The organism is Xanthomonas sp. F14, assembly GCF_014199865.1.
This window is the reverse complement of the sequence record NZ_JACHOM010000006.1, coordinates 263413-286903: the sequence shown is the minus strand read 5'-3', so window position 1 is coordinate 286903 and position 23491 is coordinate 263413. Positions and strand designations below refer to the sequence as shown.

Here is a 23491-nt window from a genome sequence, read left to right as displayed (position 1 = left end):
CCAACCAGGCGGCGCGCACGCGTCGCCTGCCCGGCCTGCCGGTCCGTACCGGCAGCCACCGTACTTGCTACGCGCCGACGCGGCGCCCTGTCATGACCTCACCCATTCACACCATGCGGGTCGCCACGGCCGGCCTGGACCTGCTGCACACCACGCGCCTGAAACTGGCGTGCTCGTTGCTGCTGGCCGAGCGCATCGACGTGCAGTTGGGGCAATGGCCGCAACACGCCGCCGAGGTGGTGGTGCTGGGGCTGGAAAGCCCCGATGGCCTGGCCGCCTGGCAGGCCTTGCAGGGGCAACCGGTGCGCGTGCTGGTGGTGTCGCGGACACCGGTCGGCGGCGCATGGCTCAAGCACGGCGCCACCGTGCGCGAACTCAACGAGCAGATGCGCCTGTTGCTGTCGTCCTCCGATCATGCGCAGGTCGCCGAGCCGGCCTTGCTGGTCCGCCATTGCCGCGGCGAATTCGGCACCGCTGCGGTGCTGCTGCGCAACGGACATTTGCAGGTGCGCGTGGACCCGGCCGACAGCTGCGTGCAGCTTCCCGCCGGCATCGCCTTGACCGAGCTGCTGGCGGCCCTGGATCGCCCCGGCTGGCAGGTTGCGCCGGACACCGCCGGTAGCGCACTGAGCCAACGTATTTCCTTCGAGGCGCTGTATTTCGCCCTGCCCGAGCACCTGCGCCCCGCGCTGCCGGCGGTCGAACCCAGCCATGCGCTGCGGTTGCGGCAATGGCCGGAGCTGAGTGCCGAGACCAGTTCGCCGGCGCAGCTGCTTGCCATTGCCCACCTGCATGCGCGCCCGTGGCGCCCGCAGGCGCTGGCCAATGCTTGCAAGCTGCCGCTGCAAACGGTGGAATGCCTGTTCGCCGCTGCACTCGCCAGCGGCCTTGCCCAGACTGCGGAGATTCCCGTGCCTGCAACGCAGCCCCGTCCGGACAGCAGCAACTCCCGGTTTTTCTCCTGGGTCGCACGTCGCTTTGGCCTCTCTCTCTTTCAGGCGCAGTCATGAGTCTTCCGGCCAACAAACTGGTGTTCGTTGGCGGCATGGGCGCCGGCAAGACCACCGCCGTGCGCGCCATCTCCGACGTGGAGCCGGTCAGCACCGAGATGCCGCTCAGCCAGGATGCCTACGGCGACAAGACCTACACCACGGTCGCACTGGACTACAGCTCGATCGAACTGGAAGACGGCGAGTTGCTGCACGTCTACGGCGTGCCCGGGCAGAAGTACCTGGATTTCATGTGGCCGCTGGTGTGCGACGGCGCGTTGGGCGTGATCGTGCTGGTCAGCGCGCGCGATCCGCAGATGCGCGATGCCACCGTGGCCTTGCTGCGCGAGTTTTCGCAGATCGCACCTGCGGCAAGCCTGGCGGTGGGTATCACCATGACCGACGAAATGCAGGACTTTTTGCTGCCGCCGTTCCGCGATGCGCTGGTGGCCGAAGGCTTCCGCATCCCGGTCATGCGCGTGGACGCACGCTCGGCCACCCAGATCACGTTCCTGGTGAAGTCGCTGCTGTCCTATCGTTACACCTCGGCGACCAGCTGAGCGGGCGCGTACGTGGCATTGCCGACGTGGTCGGCGCGCGAGAAAAACAAGGAATCCGGTCACGACGGTGCCTGAGAGGGCGTCACGCGGGGGATGCCGCCTCTAGGGTGACGGCGACGCGTCCATCTTCCTTGTTGCCAGGCACGCGACGCGGACGTCATACATTCGGGTGCTTTGCCTGACTTGTTCAGTATGCCGCGCAGCCAGAAATCAGGGCATCGGGACGTTCCCGACATCGCGCAGGACATACCGGTCATACGGCATATGCAATAGCGCCAGCAGCCGGCAGCGCCTGCAACCGGCGGTCGTGATGCGGTTGTTGTGCATGCCCGGCACTGCGGTGGACATGACGGTCGTCAAGCCATCTCGCACAGGCATCGACGCGCGGCAGCGGCGGTGCCATCGGTGACGCGCAGCGCAGACCCGATGCGCCGGGATCGGCCGCTGCAGGGCGACGTCCGCACCAATGCCAGGTGCTGATCCAGCACCACGATCGGATAAAGTAGCGCGATGACAATCGAACTGAAGCCCGGCGGTCTGCTGATCGCGATCGAAGGTATCGACGGCGCCGGCAAGACCACCCTCGCCCGCAGCCTGGCCACCACGCTGGAATCGGCCGGCGCGCGCGTGGTGCTGAGCAAGGAGCCGACCAACGGCCCCTGGGGCACCCAGCTGCGCCAGTCCGCCGCCACCGGCCGCCTCAGCGCCGACGCAGAAGCCGAGCTGCTGATCCGCGACCGCCACGAACACGTCGACACCCTGATCGCGCCGGCGCTGGCACGCGGCGACATCGTGATCCTGGACCGCTATTTCCCCTCGATGGTCGCCTACCAGGGCGCCGCCGGCCTGCCGCTGGACGACCTGCTGGACCGCAACGCCTTCGCGCCGCGCCCGGACGTGCTGCTGCTGCTCGACCTGCCCCCGCCCACCGGCCTGGCGCGTATCCGCGCCCGCGGCGATGCACCCAATCACTTCGAAACCCAGGACAACCTGGAGCGCTGCCGCAGCATCTTTGCCCAGCTGCAGTTGCCGGGGAAGCACGTCGTGGACGCCAGCGCCGATGCGGACAGCGTGCTCCGCCAGGCCCACGCCATCGTCGTTGCCGCACTGGCCGAACGCCTGCGCGTCGATGCCACCGATGCCGACCAGGCCACGTTGGAACTGCTGTCGGCCGGTCGCCCGGCCTGAGTCGCTGCGCGTCCTGCGCGCAGGCAACAGCAACTGGCGCGCTGTGATTGGCGGGCCGCGGGCAGATAGCTGTTTCGGCCGATCACACCGGACAAGGCGCGGCCCGGAGACGCTGACCCAACAGCGCAGTCAGCCCCGAGCTACATGGACATTTCGGGATAGGACGAGAGAACCTTCGTGGTGCCGGCACCCGGATTCGAACTGGGGACCTACCGCTTACAAGGCGGTTGCTCTACCAACTGAGCTATGCCGGCAAAGGCAGGCGCGTTGCGCGCCGGTGCGCATTCTAGCGCAGCGCGGCGCAATCTAGCGACCGCTGACGCGTTGCACCTGCGGTGCCTTGCAATGTGCCGATCGCAGCCGTGCTGCGCACATCGATCCACCAGCGCGATTGCCCGGTGCCGCTGGGCAGCAACTGCGCCGGAAACCCTGCACCGACCAGGCTGGCCTGACGGCGCTCGGCACGCTCGCGACTCTGGTACTGCCCCAGCGCGATGCTGTTGTCCTCGCCCTGGGCAATCACGTAATAGTCGCCCATGCCGGCGGCGGCGATGCGCTTGACCAAGGCTTGCGCCGCTGCACGATCGCCGACATTGGGCAGCATCACCCGGAACGTACTGACCCCGGCGTCCTTGTCCTCGCGCACGCGGGTGCGCGTGGCCTGGCCACGCAGGCGTGCCAGCGCGGCATCGGCATCGGCGCGCGCCGCATACGGCCCCAGGCTGGCGCAACGCTCCGGCGCAGCGGCGGGAGTAGGTACCGCTGGCGATGGTTTGATCGCCACTGCCGCAACCTCGTTCGGTGTTGGAGCGACCTTGGTTGGTGGTGGAACCTGTGCCGACGTCTGCGACGTCGCGGCCACCTTCGCGGCGGCCGCATCTATCGAAGAAGACGCTGCCGCGGCTGCCGTCTGTGTCTGTGTCTGTGTCGATGCAGGTGCAGGTGCAGGTGCAGGTGCATCCGATGGTGCGGTGACCGCAGCTGCCGGGACCATGCCTGCCTCGCTCGCCTCGCCTGGCGCTGCTGGCGATGCTGCCGCAGTGCTCGGCAGCACTTCCAGGCGCGCCACACCGGCCGGCTGCGGCGGTGCCGCCACCGCTGCCGGTGCCGGCTGCAATGCCCACCACAAGGCCACACCGGCATTGAGGACGATCAGGACGACGATGAGTGCGCGGACATACATGCGATGGATTCTAAGCGCCGGCAGTCACAACCGGCGAGCGCTGGTCGGCTTGCTGCCCACGCCAGGCGGTAGGCGCAGTGTACGAGCGCTGCCGACCGATTCCGTCTCCCGGCCGCGCCCGCCGCGTGGCCCTGCGATCACGTGACTCGCCGTTCAAGGCGCCGACGCAGACCTTGCCCAGGTCGCCAGCCCGTCCAGCACCAGCGCGGCGCGGAAGCTGGCATCGGGCAACAACGGCAGCAGCGGCGGCGCGCCGCCCCCGTGCACCAGCAGCCGTACCGGCACGCCCAGACTGCGTTGCGCGTGCTGCAGGCTACGCTCGATCAGCGCCACCGCCGCGCCATCGCAGCCGGAGGTCAGCGCGTCGTCGGTGTCGTCGGCCAGCTCGACATAGGTCCCGCCACTGGCCGGCAACTGCACCGCGCGCGCATGCAGCGCCTCGCGCATGGTAGTCGGCGAGGCGGCGATGCGGCCGCCATGGTGCCGCCCATCGGTGCCGAGCACATCGATGGTCAGCGCGGTGCCCACGCCGGCCACCAGCACCGGCACGTCGCCGCGTGCGCCCAGCAGCGCCAGGAAGCGATCGACCCCGAAGCGGCCCGGGTCTGCATAGGCGATGCGGATGCCGGCGCATTCGGCCGCGGTCCGCACGATGCGCACCTGTTCGAAACGCTCGCGCAGGCAGCCGAGCATGCGCTGCGTCAACGCCGGCGCAGCCACGCTGGCCACATGCGCGATGCGTCCGGTGGGCAAGGCCGACAACGCGGCCGCGTCCATCGCCTCGGCACCGTGCGGCCAGGCCTGCACGTCGCCGGCGCGGTCGCCCTGCAGCGGTGCGTATTTGAACCGCGAATTTCCCAGGTCGAACAACCACTCGCTCATGCAGGTCTCACGCTCACTTCTCCGGAGTGGAACAGCCGTACCGTCTCGCCCAGTTGCACCCGCAACGCGCCGTCGGCTGCCAGGCCAAGCGCAATGCCGTGATGCCGGGTGCCGGCCTCCTCGACCTGCACCGCGCGGCCGCTCAGGACGTCCAGGTCCGCATAGCGGCCCAGGAACGGGGCCAGCCCCTGCGCCTCGAACAGCTCCAGCGCCGGCAGCAGCGCCGACAACACTGCGGCCACCACGGTATCGCGCGACACCGCGTGGCCGGCCAGCGTATCCAGATCCACCCACGGTTGGTCGATCGCAGCGGCCGCTGCCGCGGGCATATGCACGTTCAAACCCAACCCGATCACCGCGCGCGCGTTGCCGGCCATTTCGCCGCCGCCTTCGATCAGCAGGCCGCCCAGCTTGCGCTCGCGCGCCAGCAGATCGTTGGGCCACTTCAACCCGACATCGGCAAAGCCACAACCGCGCAGGGCCTCGGCCACCGCCACGCCCACGGCCAGGCTGAGCCCGGCCAGCTGGCCCAATCCGCCGCTGAAACGGCGCGAGGCCGACAGATAGATGTGCGCACCCAGTGGCGAGGTCCATTGACGCCCACGCCGGCCGCGCCCGCCGGTCTGCCGCTCGGCCAGCAGCACCGCCACGCCCTGCTCCGGCGCCGGGCGCGCCAGCAAGCTGGTGTTGGTGGATTCCAGGGTCCAGGCAATCTCCAGCGCAGCCAGGCCTGCCAGCGCTTCGGCCGCCATCGCCGCACGAATGCGCGCGTCGTCCAGCAGGTCCAGCGGCGCCGCCAGGCGGTAGCCGTCCCCGGCCCGCCCTTCGATCTCGACCCCGGCCGCGCGCAGGTTCTGAATCCGCTTCCACACCGCCGCACGGGTCAACCCGGCATCGCGCGCCAACGCATCGCCGGATAGCCGGCCGCTCGCAAGTTTGGCCAGCAAGGCGCGGTCATCCACGGCAAGTCCCCAAATCGATCCGTGAAAGTATGCGCCAAGCGTCCGCACCCGCCCAGCCTGGCTTGCGTGAGGGAGTGAAAAGCACGTTATGATCGGCGACTCACGCCGCTTGCCCTGGATGTGGACGATGCGCCGAATCACGGTTTGCCTGCTCCTGTTGTTGGCTCCGCTTGCCGCACTGGCATCGGACCAGCTGGCCGATGGCGATCATGAGAGCTGCGTCAGCAGCAACTCGGCGGCACGCGGCAGAACCCCCAACGGCGAGCCGGCAACCCCGGCACGTGCTCCCGCGCACAAGCCCGCGCCGGCCACCGGCGGTGGTGGTGGCGACGGCGACGGACTGTTCCCCCGTATGCGCACGATGCCGCGCTGGCATAGCTTCCTGCCGGGCATGTTCCGCTGATCCAGTGGTTGTTGCGCCGGCTGCGCCGGCCGCCGGCCGATATTCCCGATGCCTTATGGCTGCCGGTCAGCCGCCGCTGCGCCTGGGTCGCTGCGCTCGATCCGCCCCGCCAGCACCGTCTGCGTGCACTGACCGCGCAGTTCCTGCAGCAAAAAACCATTTCCCCGCTCGACGGGCTGCAGCTGCAACCGCACGATCACGTTTTGCTGGCTGCCATGTGTTGCCTGCCGCTGCTGAACATCGGCGCGGCCGGCTGGCGTGGCTGGTCGCAGCTGATCGTTTACCCGGACGCATTCCGCGTGCAACGCACGCATGTGGATGCGGCCGGAGTGATGCATGCCTGGGACGACACCCTGATTGGCGAGGCCTGGGAGCAAGGGCCGCTGATCGTCAGCTGGGCCGACGTACAGGCCGACTTGGACGACCCGCAGGCCGGCTTCAACGTGATCGTGCATGAGATGGCGCACAAGCTCGATGCACTCGATGGCGCGCTCGACGGCACCCCGCCGCTGCCGCACGCTGCGCAGCGTGCCTGGGCACGCGATTTCCAGCGCGCCTTCGATACGTTTTGCCAACGCGTCGATGCGGGCGAAGACACCGAGATCGACCCGTATGCCGCCGAGGCACCGGAAGAATTCTTCGCGGTCGTAAGCGAATACCACTTCTCCGCGCCACAGCTGCTGGCGCGCCTCATGCCGGATGTCGCTGCACAGCTGACGCGTTTTTATGGACCATCGCCGTTTGCGGCGTCAGCGCAGCGCTGATGGTGCGCTGACATGCCTGCATGCGTTGGGCTGTCGTCTCATGCAACGCTGTCGCGCGCATCAATCGCAGGCGTTTCAAGCGACTGAGCACACCAATGCGCGATGCCGCACGCGGCCACACGCGGGACGGATCGACATCGCTCGCGCATTGCCAGGCATTCACACCAACCCAAGATCGCGCGGCCTGGCACCGGGAAACACCCGTTCCAGCTGCGCAGCCGACAATCCCCACAACCGGCTCAGTACACCGCCGAACAGGCTGCGGTAATTGGTGAGCACCGGATAATCGCGGTTCTGCAGCAGCTGCGCCTGCGCAACTTCTACCTGCTCGCCGGCGATCCGGCCGCCACGCACGCTGCCACCCAGCACCCAATAGGTGGTGCCGTGCCCGTGATCGGTGCCCCTGCTGCCGTTCTCGCGGAAGGTGCGGCCGAACTCGGACAGCACCACCACCACGGTATCCTTCCATGCCGGCCCGAGGGCGTCGGCGTATGCCGCCAGCCCTTCGCCCAGATTGCGCAGATTGTTCGCCAGCCCACCTTCGACACTGCCCTGATTGGCGTGCGTGTCCCAACCGCCGACATCGACAAAGCCCAGCCGATAACGCTCGCGCATCAGGCTTGCCATGCGCCGGGTTTCGTCGGCGAAGGTGCGCGCACTGGCGGCGCCGCGACCGGCCTGCTCCATCTCTTCGCGCAGCTGCGCGGTGACCTGCTGACGCAGTGCCAGTCCCTCGCGCGCAGCGGCCGCCAGCGGGGTTGCGTCGTACATTTGCGACAGGATCTGTGCCTGACGCGCATCCAGACCGCCCTTGCCGATGCCCCGCAACGACACGTTGGGCAAGTCGCCGCCGCCCTGGAAGGTCAGCGGTAAGGAATCGGTGAAGGCAATCGCCGGCACTCCGCTGAGCACACCCGACAGGCGCGCCATGAAGCCGGAACGATAATCGCGGCGCTGTCGGCCGGATTGCCCGGATTCGATATCGTCCTGGGTTTCGAAGTGACTGCGCGACAGATCGTCGGTACCGGCAAACGGCACAAACGCCAGTTGCCGGCGTTGCCACAGCGGCAGCAGCGCATCGCGCATCACCGGGTTGAGACCCCATTGCGTATCCAGCGCAACGGCACTGTTCGGGTTGGCCGCATCCGGCCGCGCGATCGCCAGGGTCGGACGCGCCTGATAATAAAAATCGCTGGCATGCGGTACCAGCAGATTATTGCTGTCGTAGCCGCCGCGCAGGAACACCACCAGCATGCGCGCACTGTCGCGTGGCGCAGCAAACAGGCGACCGCTCCAGGGCAGACTTGCGGCCGCTGCAGAGGCAAGCAGAAATTGACGTCGTTGCATGGCGCGCTCCCGTGGCGGTGATCGCTGGTCGAACGTTGAACAGCGGGTTGGAATCGGCAACCGTCGACTCGGCGACCCTCGAATCAGCGATAGTTGAAGTCCGGCGATGACAGCAGGAATCCGTTCCATTCCGCAGGCGAACGCGCCTGCGCCAAGGCATCGTGCGTGCCGCTGGAGAGCGACGGCGCCACCCAGCGATACGATGGACGCGTGTCGATCTGCGTCAGCGCCGGCAGTGGCGTGTCGTTATCGCCATCGAAGCGGAACAGTTGCTTGGGTCCGCTGCCCAGCGAACGTGCCACCTCGAAGCGTCGCGCCAGTTGCCCGGAGCTGGTCCATGCCTGCGATTGCAGCGACCAGCCATCCGGGGTGATGCGCCCGAACAGCGGCTCGCCGAGTTGCTGCAGCCAGCTCGCCATCGGCGCGGCATTGACCACCGGCTGGCCCTCGTACGTCAGCCGCATGGCCGAAACCACGAACCGATTCGGATCCTTGAACTTGCGCGGTTGCGCCTGCGCAAATTCCGGCGCGTCCAGCATGGTCTGCATCACCTTGGCGATATCGCCATCGCTGCGTTGAAACGTGTTCGCCATGCGCTCGACCAGCGCGGCCGGCGGCTTGTCGCTGACAAAGTACTCGGCCAAACGCTGCGAAATGAACTGTGCGCATGCCGGCTGCCGCACCAACAGCTGCACCGCGCGCTCGATCTCATCCAGGCCGCCCGCAGCGATGCGCTGGCCCAGCAAGGTCTTGTCGCCGGGTTGATGGCGCGCAGGATTGAATTCGAACAGCCCCTTGCGCACCACCTGCGGTTGCCCCGGCACGGCAGTCGGCAAGGGCGGAGCGCCCTCGGCCTTGACCGGCACCAGGCCGGCACCGGTGAGTATCAGCGCCAGTTGCTGCACATCCTGCTGGCTGTAACCGCCATGCACACCCAGCGTATGCAGTTCCATCAGTTCGCGCGCGTAATTTTCGTTGACCTTGCCCTTGGCGTTCTTGGCGTTGTCCAGATATTCCAGCATCGCCGGACTTTCCAGCGTCGCCATCACCAGGTCGGCGAACTTGCCGGTGGCATGCGGGCGGATCGCGTTTTCCATGTAATCGGCCGCCATCCATTTCACCCGCCCCTTGTCGGCGTACACGCTGAAATGATTGAGCCAGAACCACACCAGCTGCTCGCGCGTCTGCTCCGGCGCATACACCGCACGCAACAGCTGCGCCTGGCGCGCCTGGGTCAGCATCTGCCCACCACGCGCCTGCCATGCCTTGCGCAACGCGGTCTTTTCCTCACCATCGGGCATGTCTTGCAGGCGGATCTTGTCGGCCTCGTACTGCGTGAGCAATGTCAGCAACGGCGTGTGCAGCGCATCGAAGTGCTGCAGCTGTGCACGGATCGGCGCTGGCAACGCCGCATCGTCGCTGGCCTGCAACAGCGACCTGCCGTAGCGCTTGGGGCCGAGCCGCTGCAGTTGCGCGGCGCTGTCGGCATCCACGCCGTAGGTCGCACGCTGCAGCCAGCGCGTCTGCGCCGGCGTCAGTGCTGAATTGGCAGCACTGCACGACATCGCCAAAGCACAGCCCGCCAACAGCCATGCCAGCTGCCACCGGTGATGGCGGGGCGCGCCTGCTGGACGTGCGCTCAGCCAGCGCGTCTGTGCATTGCACTCGAACATGCAGCTCTCCATCGCAACGGCCTGCAACCGGCCCAGTATGGTCAAGCCAACGCGCGGGGCGTTAAACGGTTGTCGGAGCGCGCCGCAGCGTTGACCACGGGTTCATTCCGCACCCCATGCCGGTCACAGTCCCGGTGGCAGGGTCACGTCGAAGCGGGCGCCGCCCAGTTCCTGCGAGCGCACCACCTGCAGCTCGCCGCGGTAGGCCTTGATCAGATCCTGCACGATTGACATGCCGATACCATGGCCTTGCACGCGCTCATCGCCACGCACGCCACGCTGCAGGATCTTGGCCACGTCTTCCGGCGCGATGCCGGGGCCGTCGTCTTCCACCGACAAGATCAATCCGGCGCGACGGCTACCAGTGGTGGGACCAGGCTGTGCGGTCAGCAGCACGCGGCTGCGCGCCCACTTGAAGCCGTTTTCCAGCAGGTTGCCCAGCAATTCCTGCAGATCGCCCGGCTCGCCATGAAAGCGCGCATCGGGCGAAATATCGAATTCGCACAACACGCCCTTGACCGAATAGACCTTCTCCAGCCCGCGCACGATCTCCTCGGCGGTCGACTCGATCGGCAGCGGTGCGGCGAACAGCTTGTGCCCGCTGGAGGCCGCGCGAGCGAGCTGGTAGGACACCAGATCGTTCATGCGACGCAACTGCACATCCATTTCCTCGTGCAGGTCGCGCTCGGACTGGCCGCTATCGAGCTGGGTGCGCAACACCGCGATCGGCGTCTTGAGGCTATGCGCGAGATCGGCCAACGTATTGCGCTGGCGGTCCAGATTGTCGCGCTCGCTCTCGATGAAAGCGTTGATGCTTTCGGTCAGCGGCTCCAGTTCGCGCGGATGCTGCTCGCTCATGCGCTGAATCTCACCGCGCTGCACCTTGGTCAACTCGTTGATGACCCGCCGCAGCGGACGCAGGCTCCACTGCAGGATGAAGGCCTGCAGCACCAGCAGCACCACACCGGCACTGCCGAGGTAGAACCACACTGCGCCACGGAACACGCGCAGCTGCGCGCCCATCGAGCGCGCATCTTCCATCACGTAGATGGTGTACGGAATCTCGCCGCCGTGTTCGCGCTCGACATAGCTCACGCCCAGGCCGTAGCGGTACAACTGGCCCACGCTGCCGTCGATCTGGGTCATCTCCAGCGGGCCGATGAATTCTTCCTGGCGCGGCTCGAGCATGCGCCCGTGCGGAATGTTCGGGCCTTCGGCCGACATCGAGGTCCAGCTTTCGTCCGGTCGCACGACTTCCACGTAAAGCCCGCCGCCGGGCACATCGAAACGTGGATCCGGCGGCTGGCCGCCGATGTACAGCGAGCCATCGCGGACGAAATCGATATTGGCGGCATACGCAGAGGCGTAGTTCTTCAGCCGCTCGCGCAGGTTCTTTTCGGCGGTGTCGGCGAACGCCACATCCAGCGCGTAACCCGCCAGCGCCAGGAAGGCCACCAGACTGAGGCTGGCGGCCAGCAGCTGGCGGGCCTGCAGCGAGCGCGGCCGCCAGCGTCTATACCACTTGGAGCGGCCCGGCACCTGATCTTCCTGCTTGCCGATGCGCGGACTCAGCCTTCGGTACGCGGAATGGCGAAACGGTAGCCGCGACCGCGTACGGTCTCGATCGGCTTGAGCTCACCATCGGGATCGAGCTTCTTGCGCAGGCGGCCAATGAACACTTCCAGCACGTTCGAATCGCGATCGAAATCCTGCTGGTAGATGTGCTCGGTCAGATCGGCCTTGGAGACCAGTTCGCCGGCATGCATCATCAGGTATTCGAGCACCTTGTACTCGTAACTGGTCAGGTCCACGTTGGCGCCATTGACGCTGACCGTCTGCGCGGCCAGATCCAGCGCGACCGGGCCGCATTCCAGCGTCGGCTTGCTCCAGCCCGCCGCGCGCCGCAGCAGCGCATTGACGCGCGCCAGCAGCTCTTCGACATGGAACGGCTTGACCAGGTAATCGTCGGCACCCTGCTTGAGGCCCTCGACCTTGTCCTGCCAGCTCGAACGCGCGGTCAGGATCAGCACCGGGAATTTCTTGCCTTCGTCGCGCAGCGCCTTGATCAGCTCCATGCCCGACATCTTGGGCAGGCCGAGGTCGATGATGCCGACATCGAACGGGACTTCGCGGCCCATGTACAGGCCTTCTTCGCCGTCTTGTGCAGCGTCGACAGCAAAGCCCTCACGCTTCAGGCGCGCGGCAAGGGTCTCGCGCAGCGGAGCTTCGTCTTCGACCAAAAGGATACGCATGCACTCTCCCTAGTTACGTTGTCGGCCAATGGCCGGGGAATTTATGAGACTGAACGCAGAACTATCTACGTCTAGTGGTTATCGTCGCGTGGTGGCGCATCCGGCGGCGCCTGGCTGCGCGGCGGCGCGGCCTGCATCTGCTCCGACTCGTACACGGTATGCACGCGGCCGTCCTTCATGTACTTGACGCGGTTGAGATTGCCCCCGTCGAACGGCACGCGTTCGGCGCTCAGGATCTGTCCACCGGTGGACCGCTGCACCTGTCGGATGGTGTCCGAGAGCGTGCGCCCGTTACCGCGCGCGGAAGGCGGCAATGGATCGCGTCCCGCGTGCGACATCGGATATGCCTGCCCCCACGCCAATGGCGCTGCCATGGCTAGCCCGAGGGCAACCAGGACGACATAGCAAGCGCGGCGGGAGGGCTGGGTCACAATGAATCCTAGCGGGTTGTTCAGGAACATTCAAAATTCGTGAAACCGGCCACCAGTGACAGCATGGTCGAGCCCGAGAATGGTCCAAATTCTTGATTTTTCGGGGTGAATCCCATCTGAACTTTTTAGCTTTGTGTTAACGCTGTTCAGTGAAATGAATATCTGGACGCCTGGAACGGCACTTTTCTGGAACTCTTGCCCGTGCCCGGCAGTTGGCATCCCGGTCAGATGCAGACAGCGGAAATGCCTGTTCAGGTAATGCAAGCGGCAGGCCAGTTCAGGCCACCACGCGCCAGCCCTGGGTGTCGGTCCGCTGCAAGGCCTGCTCGACCAGCTCCCAGCCGGCACCTGGCCGGTGTGCGCCCTCGCTCAGGACCTGCCGGAACGCGCGTCCGCCCGGCTGGCCATGGAACAACCCCAACACGTGTCGGGTCATGTGTTTCAAGGCCAGGCCTTGCTCCAGTTGGGACTCGACGTAGGGCCGCAAGGCGCGCAGCAATTGGTCGCGCGGCTGTTCCGCACGATGCGTCAGGGCTGCATCCAGGCGATGCAGTACGTAGGGGTCGTGGTAGGCGGCGCGGCCGAGCATGACGCCGTCGGTCTGGTGCAGATGCTCCATCGCGGTCTCCACCGCCGCGATGCCGCCATTGAGCACCACTGGCAGCGCGGGGCGCTCCTGCTTGAGGCGATACGCCCAGTCGTAACGCAGCGGCGGCACTTCGCGGTTTTCCTTGGGCGACAGGCCCTTGAGCCACGCGTTGCGGGCATGCACCACCACCATGGCGGCACCGGCTGCGACCACCTGATCGACGAAGCTGGCGAACACGGCGTAGTCGTCATCGTCGTCCACGCCGAGGCGGCACTTGACCGTGATCGGCAGCGTGGTCGCCGCACACATGGCGGCAACACAGTCGGCCACCAGGCCCGGCTCGCGCATCAGGCAGGCACCGAAGCGCCCGGCCTGCACGCGATCGGACGGGCAGCCGCAATTGAGGTTGATCTCGTCGTAGCCCCACTCCTGCGCGATCGCCGCCGCCTGCGCAAGCAGCGCCGGCTCGCTGCCGCCCAGTTGCAGCGCCAGCGGGTGTTCGACCGGATCGAACCCGATCAGGCGCGTGCGATCGCCATGGATCACCGCATTGGCGTGCACCATCTCGGTGTACAGACGTGCCGAGGGTGCCAGCAGGCGATGGAAGACCCGGCAATGGCGGTCGGTCCAATCCATCATCGGGGCGACGGACAGGCGCAGGGAGGCGGCGTAGCGATCGGCGGAAGCGGTCATCGACATGTGGCCGCAGCGGGCAGCCATCGGAATGCGGAGCAGGATCAACAGCTTACACGGGTGTCGATGAATCTGCCGCAGCGCGGCATGGCCTCATGAGAGGCCGACCTGCCGGAGCCCGCTGGTCGATCGCCGGTTCACTGCGCCATGTGATTGACCCATAGGGGCTGGCGAAGGTCGGCATGCCGCGCGTTGATGGAACCCGCTGGCGGCGCACCTCGGCGTCCGGTATCGCGGCTATCACTGCCATCGAAAGAGACGAACGACACCGCGCTGGCGCTGCTGTCGTTGCCCTCGCTCGCCAGGTGCGCGCGTTATCGGGCGGCATCGCTGCAGGATGCGCAGTGCCTGGGCGTTCGCCCATGTCGAGCGAACGCGGTGCATCGTCAATGACGAGCGGAGCTTGTGTCGTCCAGTGCTGGCGTCGTGCACTGCGCCTGGACAGGATCTGCAGTTACGGGTTGCGGAAGCCCACACGCTCTTCGGCGCTCAGCGGCTTGCCGAGCGCATGGTACGAGGCAACCAGGGTGATCAGGGCGGTGCCCAGCACGGTGTAGAAGCTCCACGACGTGGCCAGCACGTGTACCTGACCGAACACCAGCGCGACCACGGCGGTGGCGGTGCACAGCACCATCGCCAGCAGGGACATCAGGAAAGGGATGGAGGGATCGAGCTTCATGGTCCGGGGGTTCCAGTGTGCGATAGCGGAAGCATCGGCGTTCGCAGCGCTTTCTTGAACTGTTTTTTGCGATTTTTCCGAACAAATTTCAGGCAAGTCAGCGCGCACTCAGACTTATGTCAAACCCTTGGCGCACAAAGGTTTCCATGTCAGGGGACTCCTGACGCAGTGGCGCAAAAATCACCACCTCCGCCAAAGATCCAACGCGCCTGCGGCAGAAAACCGGCGGAGGCGGTGGCTGCATTTTTCAGCGGGTCGTGGAGGCAAATCGAGCAGGTCGGCGAGCCGCTGGCCGATCCGGGAGCGACGATTCACCGCGCGCGGTGCACAGTGGTTGACCTCCGAACCTGGCCGAGGCGATGGTTGCGCCTCTCGGCAGGTGATGAAGGCAGATTGAGTAAGTCACCGCGCGGCCAGCCGATCTAAGAGCGAGCATGCGGTGCGCTCGGTACGCAACGGCTACCCTCCCGAACCACGTCGGTGGTCATAACCGAGCGGGTGTCGCCGGTACGCGCGGTGGAGTGCTGCAGGCGAGGCCGTCGAGGCTCCGGGTATCGAGGTGCAGGACTCGGGCGATACCAATCAGCGACTCATCCGACGGCCACCGGGATGGAGCTGCCGTCGCAACCACCTACAGCGCTTCGAAGACGGCCGAGCGCTATGCGTGCAATCCGCCAGGATGCGGGCTGCAGGCGATTGGCCTGTGCATCAGGTGCATCGTGGTACGGCACGCTGCAGCACGCATCGCCGTCGGCTCACGCCGGTATCGGCCGCATGGCGCCGGTGCGAGCCTGCTGACGCCTGGCGTCACGCATACCTGCCCCGCCACGCATGACAGGCGCGCTCAGCGCGCCGGGGTCGTCGCAAACTCGCCGCGCTGCAGCTTGGTCACATCGTTGCCCTGCCCATCCTTGAGGCTGAGGTCTGCGCCCTTGGCGGCCAGATCCTTGAGCACGTCGGTGCGCTGGAACAGCGCTGCGTACATCGCGGCGGTCTGACCGGCATTGTTGCGCTGGTCCGGCGCGCAGTCGGCCTGCATCAGCCGCTTGGCGATACCCAGCTCGCCCTTGAAGATCGCGCCCATCAGCGCAGTGTTGCCGCGCTTGTCCTGCGCGCAGGGGTCGGCACCGGCGCTGAGCAGTTGCTCCACTGCCGGGCGCTGGCCGTGATAGGCCGCCAGGATCAGGGCGGTGTAGCCCTTCTCGTCACGGGTATTGAGGTCGTAGTGCGAGCGGATGAACTCGGCCAGCATGTCCTGCCGCCCTTCGCGTGCCGCGTCGAAGAAGTACTCGCGCAACTGCAGCTTGATCTGCGCCGGGTCGGCGGCGGCAGCGGTGGCGCTGGCGGACATCGGCGCGGGCGAGGCAGCATTGGCAGCTGCAGACAGGGTGCCAAGCATCAGAAACAGCAGGGTGCGCATATGGCTCTCCCGATAGCGAAAACGGCACCGCGGCACAGGCCGCGATGCCGTGGGTGGGTCAGTCCTGCAGGCTGGAGGCCAGCTGCTTGACCCGGGCCAGGTCGCCCTTGGCGACACGCGTCACGCCAGCGCCGTACTCGGGGTCGGCTTTGTACAGGAACGACAGCAGGAGATGCTTGCTCTCGGTGTCGGTGGTGGCCAGCGACTCGCCAAAACTCTGCACCAGATCGGCGCGATCCTTCTTGCTGTAGGACCGATACAACTCACCGGCCTGCTTGAAGTTCTGCTCGCGGGTGATCTTGGCCTGCTGGGTGGTGCCCGACAGCGGCAACGCGCTGTAACGCGCAGCGGTGTCCTGCGGCCGCGGCTCCAGCCGGCTCGGCTCGTAGTTCACGCCGCTGGTGGTGTGGCCGTTATTGCCTTCGCCATCCTGGTTGCCGTTGTTGACGGCCACACGCGGACGGTTGACCGGCAGGTTCAGGCCATTGGCACCGATGCGATACAGCTGGGTGTCGGCGTAGGAGAAGATGCGCCCCTGCAGCAGACGGTCTTCCGACGGCTCGATGCCCGGCACCAGGTTGGCCGGCGCCATCGCGACCTGCTCGGTTTCCTGGAAGAAGTTGTCGACGTTCTTGTTCAACACCATCTGGCCGACCTTCTGCTCCGGCACGTCGGGCCAGATCTTGGTGGCGTCCAGCGGATCGAAATCGAACTTGGCCAGATCTTCCGGCTTGAGCACCTGTACGTACAGGTCCCACTTCGGGAAGTCGCCCTTCTTGATCGCACCGACCAGATCGTTGGTCAGGTGGCTGTAGTCCTTGGCCTGGACGGCAGCGACCTGCTTGGGGTCGAGGTTCTTGATGCCCTGCAGCGTCTTCCAGTGGAACTTGACGTAATGCACTTCGCCCTGCGCATTGACCAGCTTGTAGGCATGCACGCCGTTGCCATCCATGAAGCGATAGCCGGCGGGGGTGCCTTCGTTGGAGTACAGCAGGGTCAGCGTGCGTGTAGCCTCGGGCACGTGCGAGAAGAAATCGAAGCGGCGCGAATCGTCGTCCAGATTGGTGCGCGGGTCCGGCTTGAACGCGTGGACCATGTCGGGGAACTTGATCGCATCGCGGATGAAGAAGGTCGGGAAGTTGTTGCCGACCAGATCCCAGTTGCCTTCGCTGGTGTAGAACTTGGTGGCGAAGCCATGCGGGTCGCGCAAGGTTTCCGGCGAGTGGTTGCCGTGCACCACCGAGGAAAAACGCACGAAGACCGGGGTCTTTTCGCCGGCGCTGAATACCTTGGCCTTGGTCAGGCTGGACAGATCGGCGGTGGCGGTGAACTCGCCTTTGACGCCGGTGCCGCGTGCATGCACCACGCGCTCGGGGATGCGCTCGCGATCGAAACGCTGCAGCTTCTGGATCAGCTGCACATCCTGCAGCAGGGTCGGGCCATCGGCTCCGGCGGTCTGCGAATTCTGGTTGTCACCGACCTTGGCGCCGTTGTCGCGGGTCAGGACGGATTGGGCGAAGACCGGCGGTGCGATCAGCGTCGGGGCTAGCAGGGCTAGCACCATGAGGGATCCAGGGCGCATGGCGTCAGCTCGTTTGAGGGAGCTGAATCATGGCCAGCGGACCGAAGCGTGAGAAGTCGTTAGTTATGATCGCTGCGATAGGCGAACATGATGATGACTGCGTTGCGTGATAAGCATCGCTTTCGATGTGGCATCGTGTTGCAGATAACAGCGCTTTCCTGGGCGGCGCTGCGTTATCGATGTCTGCAATGCATGACGAAACTGCCGAATGCGATGCACCGATGCTGCAATGCAACGCTGGCGCTTGAAGTGTTATTCAATGCCTCACTTTAGCCGGCTCACGAAGCAGACGTGGCTCCGACACACGCTCAGGCGGCGTGCGCACGGCATCTGGGCACTTGTAACGAACCAAATGTCTTCCCTGGCATGGTCACCGTGTCCGCTAACTGCATCCCGTCTGGGGACAGCGTGAACTGTGCAGTTGACAGCCACGTCTCGCCCTCACCCGAGAGCTCGACGATCAACGCAATCTCCGCATCTCCCCGAACCACAACCGCCTTGATTGGGCCGTCACTCTCCCAGTAGGTGATATGCCCAGGCGCAATGCGCAGCATCAAATCGTCTGCGTCCGACCCGCAAGGCTCGGCCCTCCCAGCCCACTGACCAACAAAGCGATCCGGCACCGTGGTCATGCCACTGCCTGCATGCGCCAAGAGCATCAGGAACAGTTCCAAGGCATAAAAACGAGTGCTCATGGCTCCCCTTGGCGGGCCAGTAAGTTGGGCGGGCAGGTGTGGTGCAGCAGCAGTGTAGTGTTGATACGCGCGCAACGGGTGACTTATTCACCCGTTGCGCGCTTTGTCGCTGCACGGCACGCGCAATGCCAATATCAGCGCCCGATCACCCGCTTGAACGGCGGCAGCGCGTCGATGATGCGTTTGCCGTAGCGACGCGTCAGCAGGCGCGAGTCGAGAATGATGACGCGGCCGTGGTCGCTCGAACTGCGGATCAAACGGCCGGCAAACTGCGTCAGCGTGCGCAGCGCATGCGGAATGGCGATCAGGTTGAACGCATTGTGGCCGCGGCTTTCCAGCCATTCGCTCAAGGTGGAGGTCTGCGGATCGGTCGGCACGGCGAAGGGCACCTGGGTAATGACCACCGTGGTGCAGGCATCGCCGGGCAGATCCAGGCCTTCGCCAAACGAGTTCAAACCGAACAGCACCGAGCCCTCGCCGGCGGCGATACGGCGCAGGTGTTCGGTGATCAGCTGCGACTTGTTGCCCTCGCCCTGCACCAGCACGCGGTTGCGCTGCGCCAGCGGCATCAGGTCGGCGACCTTTTCCATCTTCCAGCGCGAGGTGAACAGCACGATGCTGCCCTTGGCGGTCCAGTCGAGTTCGCGCACCAGGTAACGCGCAACTTCCTTCGGGTGGCCTTCGCGATCGTCTGGGGTGACCGGGAAATTGGGCACGATCAATTCGGCCTGATTGGGCAGGTCGAACGGTGAGGCCAGCGAGGCCATTTCGGCGTGATCGGGCAGGCCGTTGTCGATCGCGAACGCTTGGAAATCGCCGCCGCCGGTGAGTGTGGCCGAGGTCATCACCACCGAATCCACTTCGTTCCAGATCATCGTGCGCAGCACCTGCGCGGCCGACACCGGCGAGCAATGGCAGATCAAATCGCCGTCGCGCGAGAGGGTGATCCAGCGCGCCATCGGCGGCTGGCCTTCCTTGTCTTCGCGCCGCCAGCCGCTCCACAGATTGTGTTGCTGCTCGGCCATCTCCAGAGCCAGGCCGAGGCTGCGCTGCAGGCGTTCGCGCGCCGAGTCGTCCTGCTTGCCCTTGGCAATCGCGCTGTGCGCGGCATGCACCCAGTTGAACAACGCGCGGGTTTCTTCGCCGAGTTCTTCGATGGCCGGGCCCCATTGCGGCGGCAGCTTGCCGTTGGCCGCACGCCACAAGGGATCGCGCTCGCCGGGCTCGGGCTTCCACACGCGCTCGACCTCGGCGTGGAAAGCCTTGAGCAGCTTGGACACGCGCGCGGCCACCTCGATGGCCTCGTTGGGCAACAGGTTGCCGAGCTTGTCCTTGTCCACCGCGCGGTAGGCGGCAGCGATGAGGATCTGCAACCGGCCGGTGCGCTTGGCCATCTCGTCCAATGGCAGGCTGGCGGCGCCCTGGTCGATCGCCACGCCGGCGATGTGATGGCCTTCGTCGAGCACCAGCAGCATGTCGGCGGGCGGGGCGATCAAGGGCTGGCCATTCTCGGCATCGCCCAGCGACAGCGACGACAGCAGCAATGCATGGTTGGTGACCACGATCTGCGCTTCGCGCACGTCGGTGCGCGCCTTCAGCACCGGGCATTGCGCGGCGTAGCTGCAGCGGCGGCCGGCACAGCCGGAGGCCGGCGTGGTGATGCGCAGCCGCAGCGGCACCGAGACCTGCTCGGGCGCATCGTCCAGATCGCCGTTCCAGCTGCGCTCGGCGTAGGCCGTGGCCAGGCGCCTGGCCAGATCCGCGTCGGCTGGGCTGAGCGGGCGATCGTAGAGCACCTGCTCGTCATCGAACATGCCTTCCTGGCTGGTCTCGCCCTGCAGCTCGGCGGCGTTGCGCGTGCACAGGTAGCGGGTGCGGCCCTTGGCCAGTGCGACCGTGGCTTCCAGCCCGGTGGCCTTGAGGAAGGCCGGGATGTCGCGCTCAACCAACTGCGACTGCAGCGCCACGGTGCCGGTGCTGATCACCAGCTTCTTCTTGGTGGCCAGGGCGATCGGCACGCCGGCGGTGAGATAGCCCAGGCTCTTGCCGACGCCGGTGGGGGCCTCGGCAATGCCGATGCCGCCGGAGGTGGCCAGCGCGCGCGAGACCAGGCCGATCATCTGGCTCTGCGCCCGCCGTGTGGCAAAGCCGGGCGTGTTGGCCTGCAGCTTGGCGTAGGCCTCGCGGATGCCGGCCTTGATCGGGTCGGTCAGAACGCGCTGGGTGGGAACCGGCGCCGACGGCGCGGCCGGTGGGGCGACTTCATTCATCGCGCTATTTTCGCACGGACCGGCGCAGCGCCTGCGACCGGCGTGGCACTCGGCTGAACGTGTTTGCTGGCGCGGGGCGGCGCCACCGCCATCTTGGTCCCGGGTACGCACGCTGCACGGCCACTGCATGCGTCGGATCCGCTCATCGCTGGCGGGCACTGCCCGCAAGTTCTGACCCGAAGGGGCGCGCAACGGATGCCGCCCCAATCACCCTGCGCTGCCTGCAACGAGCAGGCAGCGTCGCTCCACGTTGTCAGCGGCCTTGCGTCCGCGGCGGCCATGCATGGCGCGCCCAGACCAGCCCGATAACCACCATTGCGACGCCCATCAGCAACATGCCGGCACCCACGCCAGTGGGCCCGAAGCGCTCATACAGCAAGCCGCCGCGATTGACCGCAGCCAGCGCCTGCGGATGCAGCAGCGTCCACCCGCCCTGCCCGGCACTGACCAGCCCGACCACCACCAACGCGATGGCTTTGAGCGGAATCATGGGCGCGGGCCGGCGGCGGGCGGCACGCGTTGCAGGCTGCCTGCCAGCGTCCACACCAGCACGCCGATGCCCACGCCTTGCATCGCCATCAGCACGAAGTGGGCGATGCTGGTCACCATGCTGATCTGACGCACATTGCCTTGCTGCAGCAACAGCATCGGAATCGCCTGGAAGGCAACCTCGGCAAACAAGCAGCCCAGCAGCAACCAGAGCGCGGCCAGCCCGGCACGCCGCAACGGGCTTTGCGAGGCACGCCACAGCAGAACCAGCCCGAGCAGCAACGCGATCAGCATCGGCACGCGCGACAGCAGGCTGGTGACCAGGGTCAGCAGGATATCGGTGGCGGTGACGCTGCCCACCTCAGTCGGCACTGACCAGAACGGCCTCGCGCGCGCGCAGCGCGGCGTAGACCGGGTCGGTGTCCGGGCGCACGCCGTGCCACAGCGCGAAGCTCTCGGCGGCCTGCTCCACCAGCATGCCCAGGCCATCGACGGCGTAGCGGCATTGCGCCGCGCGTGCCCAGGCCAGGAAGGCGATGGCGGTGGGGCCATAATTGAGATCGACCGCCGCGGTGAGGCTGTTGACCAGGCCCAGCGGCATGGCGAACGCACCGGCGTCGCGATCGCGCCCAGCCGCGGTGGCATTGACGATCAGTTCGAAGTCGCCCAGATCGCGCAGGTCTTCGATGTAGCGCGAGACCACCCGCCCCGGCTCGCCGAGCGCATCGCACAAGGCATCGGCACGCTCGGGCGAGCGGTTCACCACCACCATTTCGGTGATGCCCGCTTCCAGCAGCGCCGGTGCCACGCCGCGCGCGGCACCACCGGCGCCGAGCAGCAGCACACGGCGACCGCGCAGATCCAGCCCGTGGCGGTCGGTGAGGTCACGTACCAGACCGGCGCCATCGGTGTTGTCGCCCTGCCACTGGCCGTCGTTGCGCACCAGCGTATTGACCGCACCGGCCAGACGCGCGCGATCGCTCAGGCTGGTCGACAACGCACAGGCGGCCTCCTTCAGCGGCAGGGTGACGTTTGCGCCCTTGCCGCCTTCGTCGGCGAAGCGCTCCAGCGCGGCAGCGAACTCTTCCGGCGGTGCGTCGATGGCGGTGTAGTCCAGCGCGATGCCGGTCTGCTTCCCGAAGTCGGCATGGATGGCCGGCGACAGCGAATGGGCGACGGGGTGACCGAACACGGCATAACGGGATACGGGCATGAAACGCTCTCTGGTTGACTAGACTGTGCGCGACTTGAGGCAGGAACCCCGCATGCAACTTCGATGGACACTGCTCGCGCTGGCGGCAAGTTTACTCTGCGTCCCGGTCGCGCCGGGGCTTGCCGAATTCGGCATCGAAGGCATGGGCGTGGTCTCCACGCCGGCCAACGAAGCGCGCGCCACGCTGAGTCCGGACGGGCAACGCATCGTCTGGGCCAGCGACCGCGCCGGCGGCAGCGGGGGCTGGGATCTGTGGCAGGCCCGGTTGAACGGCGGGCGCTGGCAGGACGCAGAAGTGCTGCCGATCAACACGGCGCAGGACGAGACCTCCCCGCTGTTCAGTGCCGATGGCCGCTGGCTGCTGTTCGCCTCCAGCCGCCCTGGCGGTGCCGGCGGCGCCGACCTGTATCGCGCGCCGGTGGATGCGCAGGGCCGGATCGGTGCGGTGCAATCCCTGGGCGCGGCGATCAACAGCCGCGGCGACGAGCGCTCCCCGACACTGTCGCTGGACGGCACCCGCCTGCTGTTCGCCAGCAACGGCCACGGTGGCGCCGGCGGCATGGACATGTTCGTGGCGCGCTGGGATGGGCAGACGTTCATCGCGCCGGTGGCGTTGAGCGATATCAACAGCGCCGACGACGAGCTGGATGCGGCCTGGCTTGGCGATGGACGGGGGCTGGTATGGGCACGCGGCCGGCAGGATGGTCCCAGCCAGTTATTGCTGGCGACCTGCAACAACGGCCATTACACCGTGGGCCAGGCAGTGCCGCTGTCGTTCAACGGGCCGCAGGAACGCACCTTCGGTGCGGTGGTGGATGCGGCCAAGCCAGGCGAGTTGCTGGTGACCGGCAGTGCGCGCGCACCGCGTGCGGGGCAGCTGGACATCTACCGGATGAAGGCGCCGGCGGTGGATGGAGATACGAGCTGCCATTGAGGATGGGTGGATGCGCAGACCCTTGCCAAGGGGCTGCTGGGAATACGACTTCACGCCAAGCTGTTGCAGAGCGGATGATCTGGGTCCTCGCTGCAGGACTGCTGATCTGCGGTTTGATTGCAGAGCTGCTGATCTGAGGCTTGGTCGCAGGGCCCTCGCCCGCCCACCATCGCGGGACACGCCGCAAGTACGTCCGTGTAGGCTCTTACGCGGCATCCATGCCGCGTAAGGTCCCGCGACGGTGAGCGGGCAAGGACCTGTCGGGATGGTCGGTGTGCATGGTCAGCAGCAGG

At 66.5% G+C, this 23491-nt stretch carries 23 protein-coding genes and 1 tRNA gene; 6 read left to right on the top strand and 18 right to left on the bottom strand.

The annotated features are described in order from the left end of the window. Positions 1-92: 92 nt before the first annotated feature. The 3 genes from GGR73_RS19570 to tmk all read left to right on the top strand — a co-directional run bounded on the left by GGR73_RS19570 (position 93) and on the right by tmk (position 2737). The gene (locus tag GGR73_RS19570; protein ID WP_065033461.1) at positions 93-1010 is read left to right on the top strand and encodes a hypothetical protein; all 918 of its coding nucleotides are present in this window, start codon (positions 93-95) and stop codon (positions 1008-1010) included. Further along, entirely contained in the window at positions 1007-1549 is a 543-nt protein-coding gene (locus GGR73_RS19565) for a GTP-binding protein (protein WP_016904520.1), read from the top strand. The genes GGR73_RS19570 and GGR73_RS19565 overlap by 4 nt, the downstream gene beginning before the upstream one ends. Before the next feature lie 510 nt (positions 1550-2059). Beyond that, on the top strand, positions 2060-2737 hold the full coding sequence (gene tmk / locus GGR73_RS19560; RefSeq protein WP_184434811.1) for a dTMP kinase: 678 nt from the start codon (positions 2060-2062) through the stop codon (positions 2735-2737). Positions 2738-2915: 178 nt separating this feature from the next. On the opposite strand, the gene GGR73_RS19555 is transcribed toward tmk, so the two are convergent. The 4 genes from GGR73_RS19555 to birA form a co-directional block, all read right to left on the bottom strand. Beyond that, positions 2916-2991, bottom strand: a tRNA-Thr gene (locus GGR73_RS19555). 32 nt (positions 2992-3023) lie between these two features. Then, a complete protein-coding gene (locus GGR73_RS19550) occupies positions 3024-3920 on the bottom strand; it encodes an SPOR domain-containing protein (protein ID WP_184458418.1) in 897 nt (298 codons plus the stop codon). Between the two features lie 153 nt (positions 3921-4073). Continuing rightward, positions 4074-4802, bottom strand: coding sequence for a type III pantothenate kinase (locus GGR73_RS19545; RefSeq protein ID WP_184434817.1), 729 nt, complete (start codon positions 4800-4802; stop codon positions 4074-4076). Then, positions 4799-5812, bottom strand: a complete 1014-nt coding sequence (gene birA / locus GGR73_RS19540) for a bifunctional biotin--[acetyl-CoA-carboxylase] ligase/biotin operon repressor BirA (protein WP_311542345.1) — start codon at positions 5810-5812, stop codon at positions 4799-4801. Before birA ends, GGR73_RS19545 begins: the two co-directional genes overlap by 4 nt. Positions 5813-5852: 40 nt before the next feature. Here birA and GGR73_RS19535 point away from each other — a divergent pair, with 40 nt between their 5' ends. After that, positions 5853-6167 carry a hypothetical protein gene (locus GGR73_RS19535; protein ID WP_024939067.1) on the top strand — a complete coding sequence of 105 codons (315 nt, stop codon included), beginning with the start codon at positions 5853-5855 and terminating at the stop codon, positions 6165-6167. A gap of 8 nt (positions 6168-6175) precedes the next feature. Then, a complete protein-coding gene (locus tag GGR73_RS19530) occupies positions 6176-6931 on the top strand; it encodes a M90 family metallopeptidase (protein WP_126966447.1) in 756 nt (251 codons plus the stop codon). A 159-nt stretch (positions 6932-7090) separates the two neighbouring features. On the opposite strand, the gene GGR73_RS19525 is transcribed toward GGR73_RS19530, so the two are convergent. The 14 genes from GGR73_RS19525 to aroE form a co-directional block, all read right to left on the bottom strand. Further along, complete coding sequence (locus tag GGR73_RS19525; protein ID WP_184458416.1) at positions 7091-8278, bottom strand: DUF1501 domain-containing protein; 1188 nt, start codon at positions 8276-8278, stop codon at positions 7091-7093. 83 nt (positions 8279-8361) lie between these two features. Beyond that, positions 8362-9843: a DUF1800 domain-containing protein gene (locus tag GGR73_RS19520; RefSeq protein WP_456363011.1), complete on the bottom strand. Its 1482-nt coding sequence runs from the start codon at positions 9841-9843 to the stop codon at positions 8362-8364. A gap of 231 nt (positions 9844-10074) precedes the next feature. Then, positions 10075-11445: an ATP-binding protein gene (locus GGR73_RS19515; protein WP_024939071.1), complete on the bottom strand. Its 1371-nt coding sequence runs from the start codon at positions 11443-11445 to the stop codon at positions 10075-10077. Between the two features lie 74 nt (positions 11446-11519). Next, positions 11520-12203, bottom strand: coding sequence for a response regulator transcription factor (locus GGR73_RS19510; RefSeq protein ID WP_002808458.1), 684 nt, complete (start codon positions 12201-12203; stop codon positions 11520-11522). Positions 12204-12274: 71 nt separating this feature from the next. Continuing rightward, positions 12275-12577 (bottom strand): hypothetical protein, encoded by a 303-nt coding sequence (locus tag GGR73_RS19505; protein WP_054591227.1) that lies wholly within the window; start codon positions 12575-12577, stop codon positions 12275-12277. A 334-nt stretch (positions 12578-12911) separates the two neighbouring features. Then, positions 12912-13916 (bottom strand): tRNA dihydrouridine(20/20a) synthase DusA, encoded by a 1005-nt coding sequence (gene dusA, locus GGR73_RS19500; RefSeq protein ID WP_065033495.1) that lies wholly within the window; start codon positions 13914-13916, stop codon positions 12912-12914. Between the two features lie 454 nt (positions 13917-14370). Continuing rightward, on the bottom strand, positions 14371-14595 hold the full coding sequence (locus GGR73_RS19495; RefSeq protein ID WP_016902784.1) for a hypothetical protein: 225 nt from the start codon (positions 14593-14595) through the stop codon (positions 14371-14373). An 844-nt stretch (positions 14596-15439) separates the two neighbouring features. After that, on the bottom strand, positions 15440-16015 hold the full coding sequence (locus GGR73_RS19490; RefSeq protein ID WP_054591226.1) for an ankyrin repeat domain-containing protein: 576 nt from the start codon (positions 16013-16015) through the stop codon (positions 15440-15442). A 58-nt stretch (positions 16016-16073) separates the two neighbouring features. Beyond that, complete coding sequence (katB, locus tag GGR73_RS19485; protein WP_184458412.1) at positions 16074-17579, bottom strand: catalase KatB; 1506 nt, start codon at positions 17577-17579, stop codon at positions 16074-16076. A 326-nt stretch (positions 17580-17905) separates the two neighbouring features. Further along, on the bottom strand, positions 17906-18292 hold the full coding sequence (locus tag GGR73_RS19480) for a hypothetical protein (protein WP_184458410.1): 387 nt from the start codon (positions 18290-18292) through the stop codon (positions 17906-17908). A gap of 134 nt (positions 18293-18426) precedes the next feature. Continuing rightward, positions 18427-20562 carry an ATP-dependent DNA helicase DinG gene (gene dinG / locus GGR73_RS19475; RefSeq protein WP_184458408.1) on the bottom strand — a complete coding sequence of 712 codons (2136 nt, stop codon included), beginning with the start codon at positions 20560-20562 and terminating at the stop codon, positions 18427-18429. Between the two features lie 253 nt (positions 20563-20815). Beyond that, the gene (locus GGR73_RS19470; protein WP_024939078.1) at positions 20816-21052 is read right to left on the bottom strand and encodes a hypothetical protein; all 237 of its coding nucleotides are present in this window, start codon (positions 21050-21052) and stop codon (positions 20816-20818) included. Continuing rightward, complete coding sequence (locus tag GGR73_RS19465; protein WP_016902791.1) at positions 21049-21423, bottom strand: hypothetical protein; 375 nt, start codon at positions 21421-21423, stop codon at positions 21049-21051. Before GGR73_RS19465 ends, GGR73_RS19470 begins: the two co-directional genes overlap by 4 nt. Continuing rightward, positions 21413-22264, bottom strand: coding sequence for a shikimate dehydrogenase (gene aroE / locus GGR73_RS19460; RefSeq protein WP_184458406.1), 852 nt, complete (start codon positions 22262-22264; stop codon positions 21413-21415). The genes GGR73_RS19465 and aroE overlap by 11 nt, the downstream gene beginning before the upstream one ends. Before the next feature lie 52 nt (positions 22265-22316). Between aroE and GGR73_RS19455 the strand changes: the two genes are divergently transcribed. Continuing rightward, entirely contained in the window at positions 22317-23198 is an 882-nt protein-coding gene (locus tag GGR73_RS19455; RefSeq protein WP_184458404.1) for a PD40 domain-containing protein, read from the top strand. Positions 23199-23491: the final 293 nt, after the last annotated feature.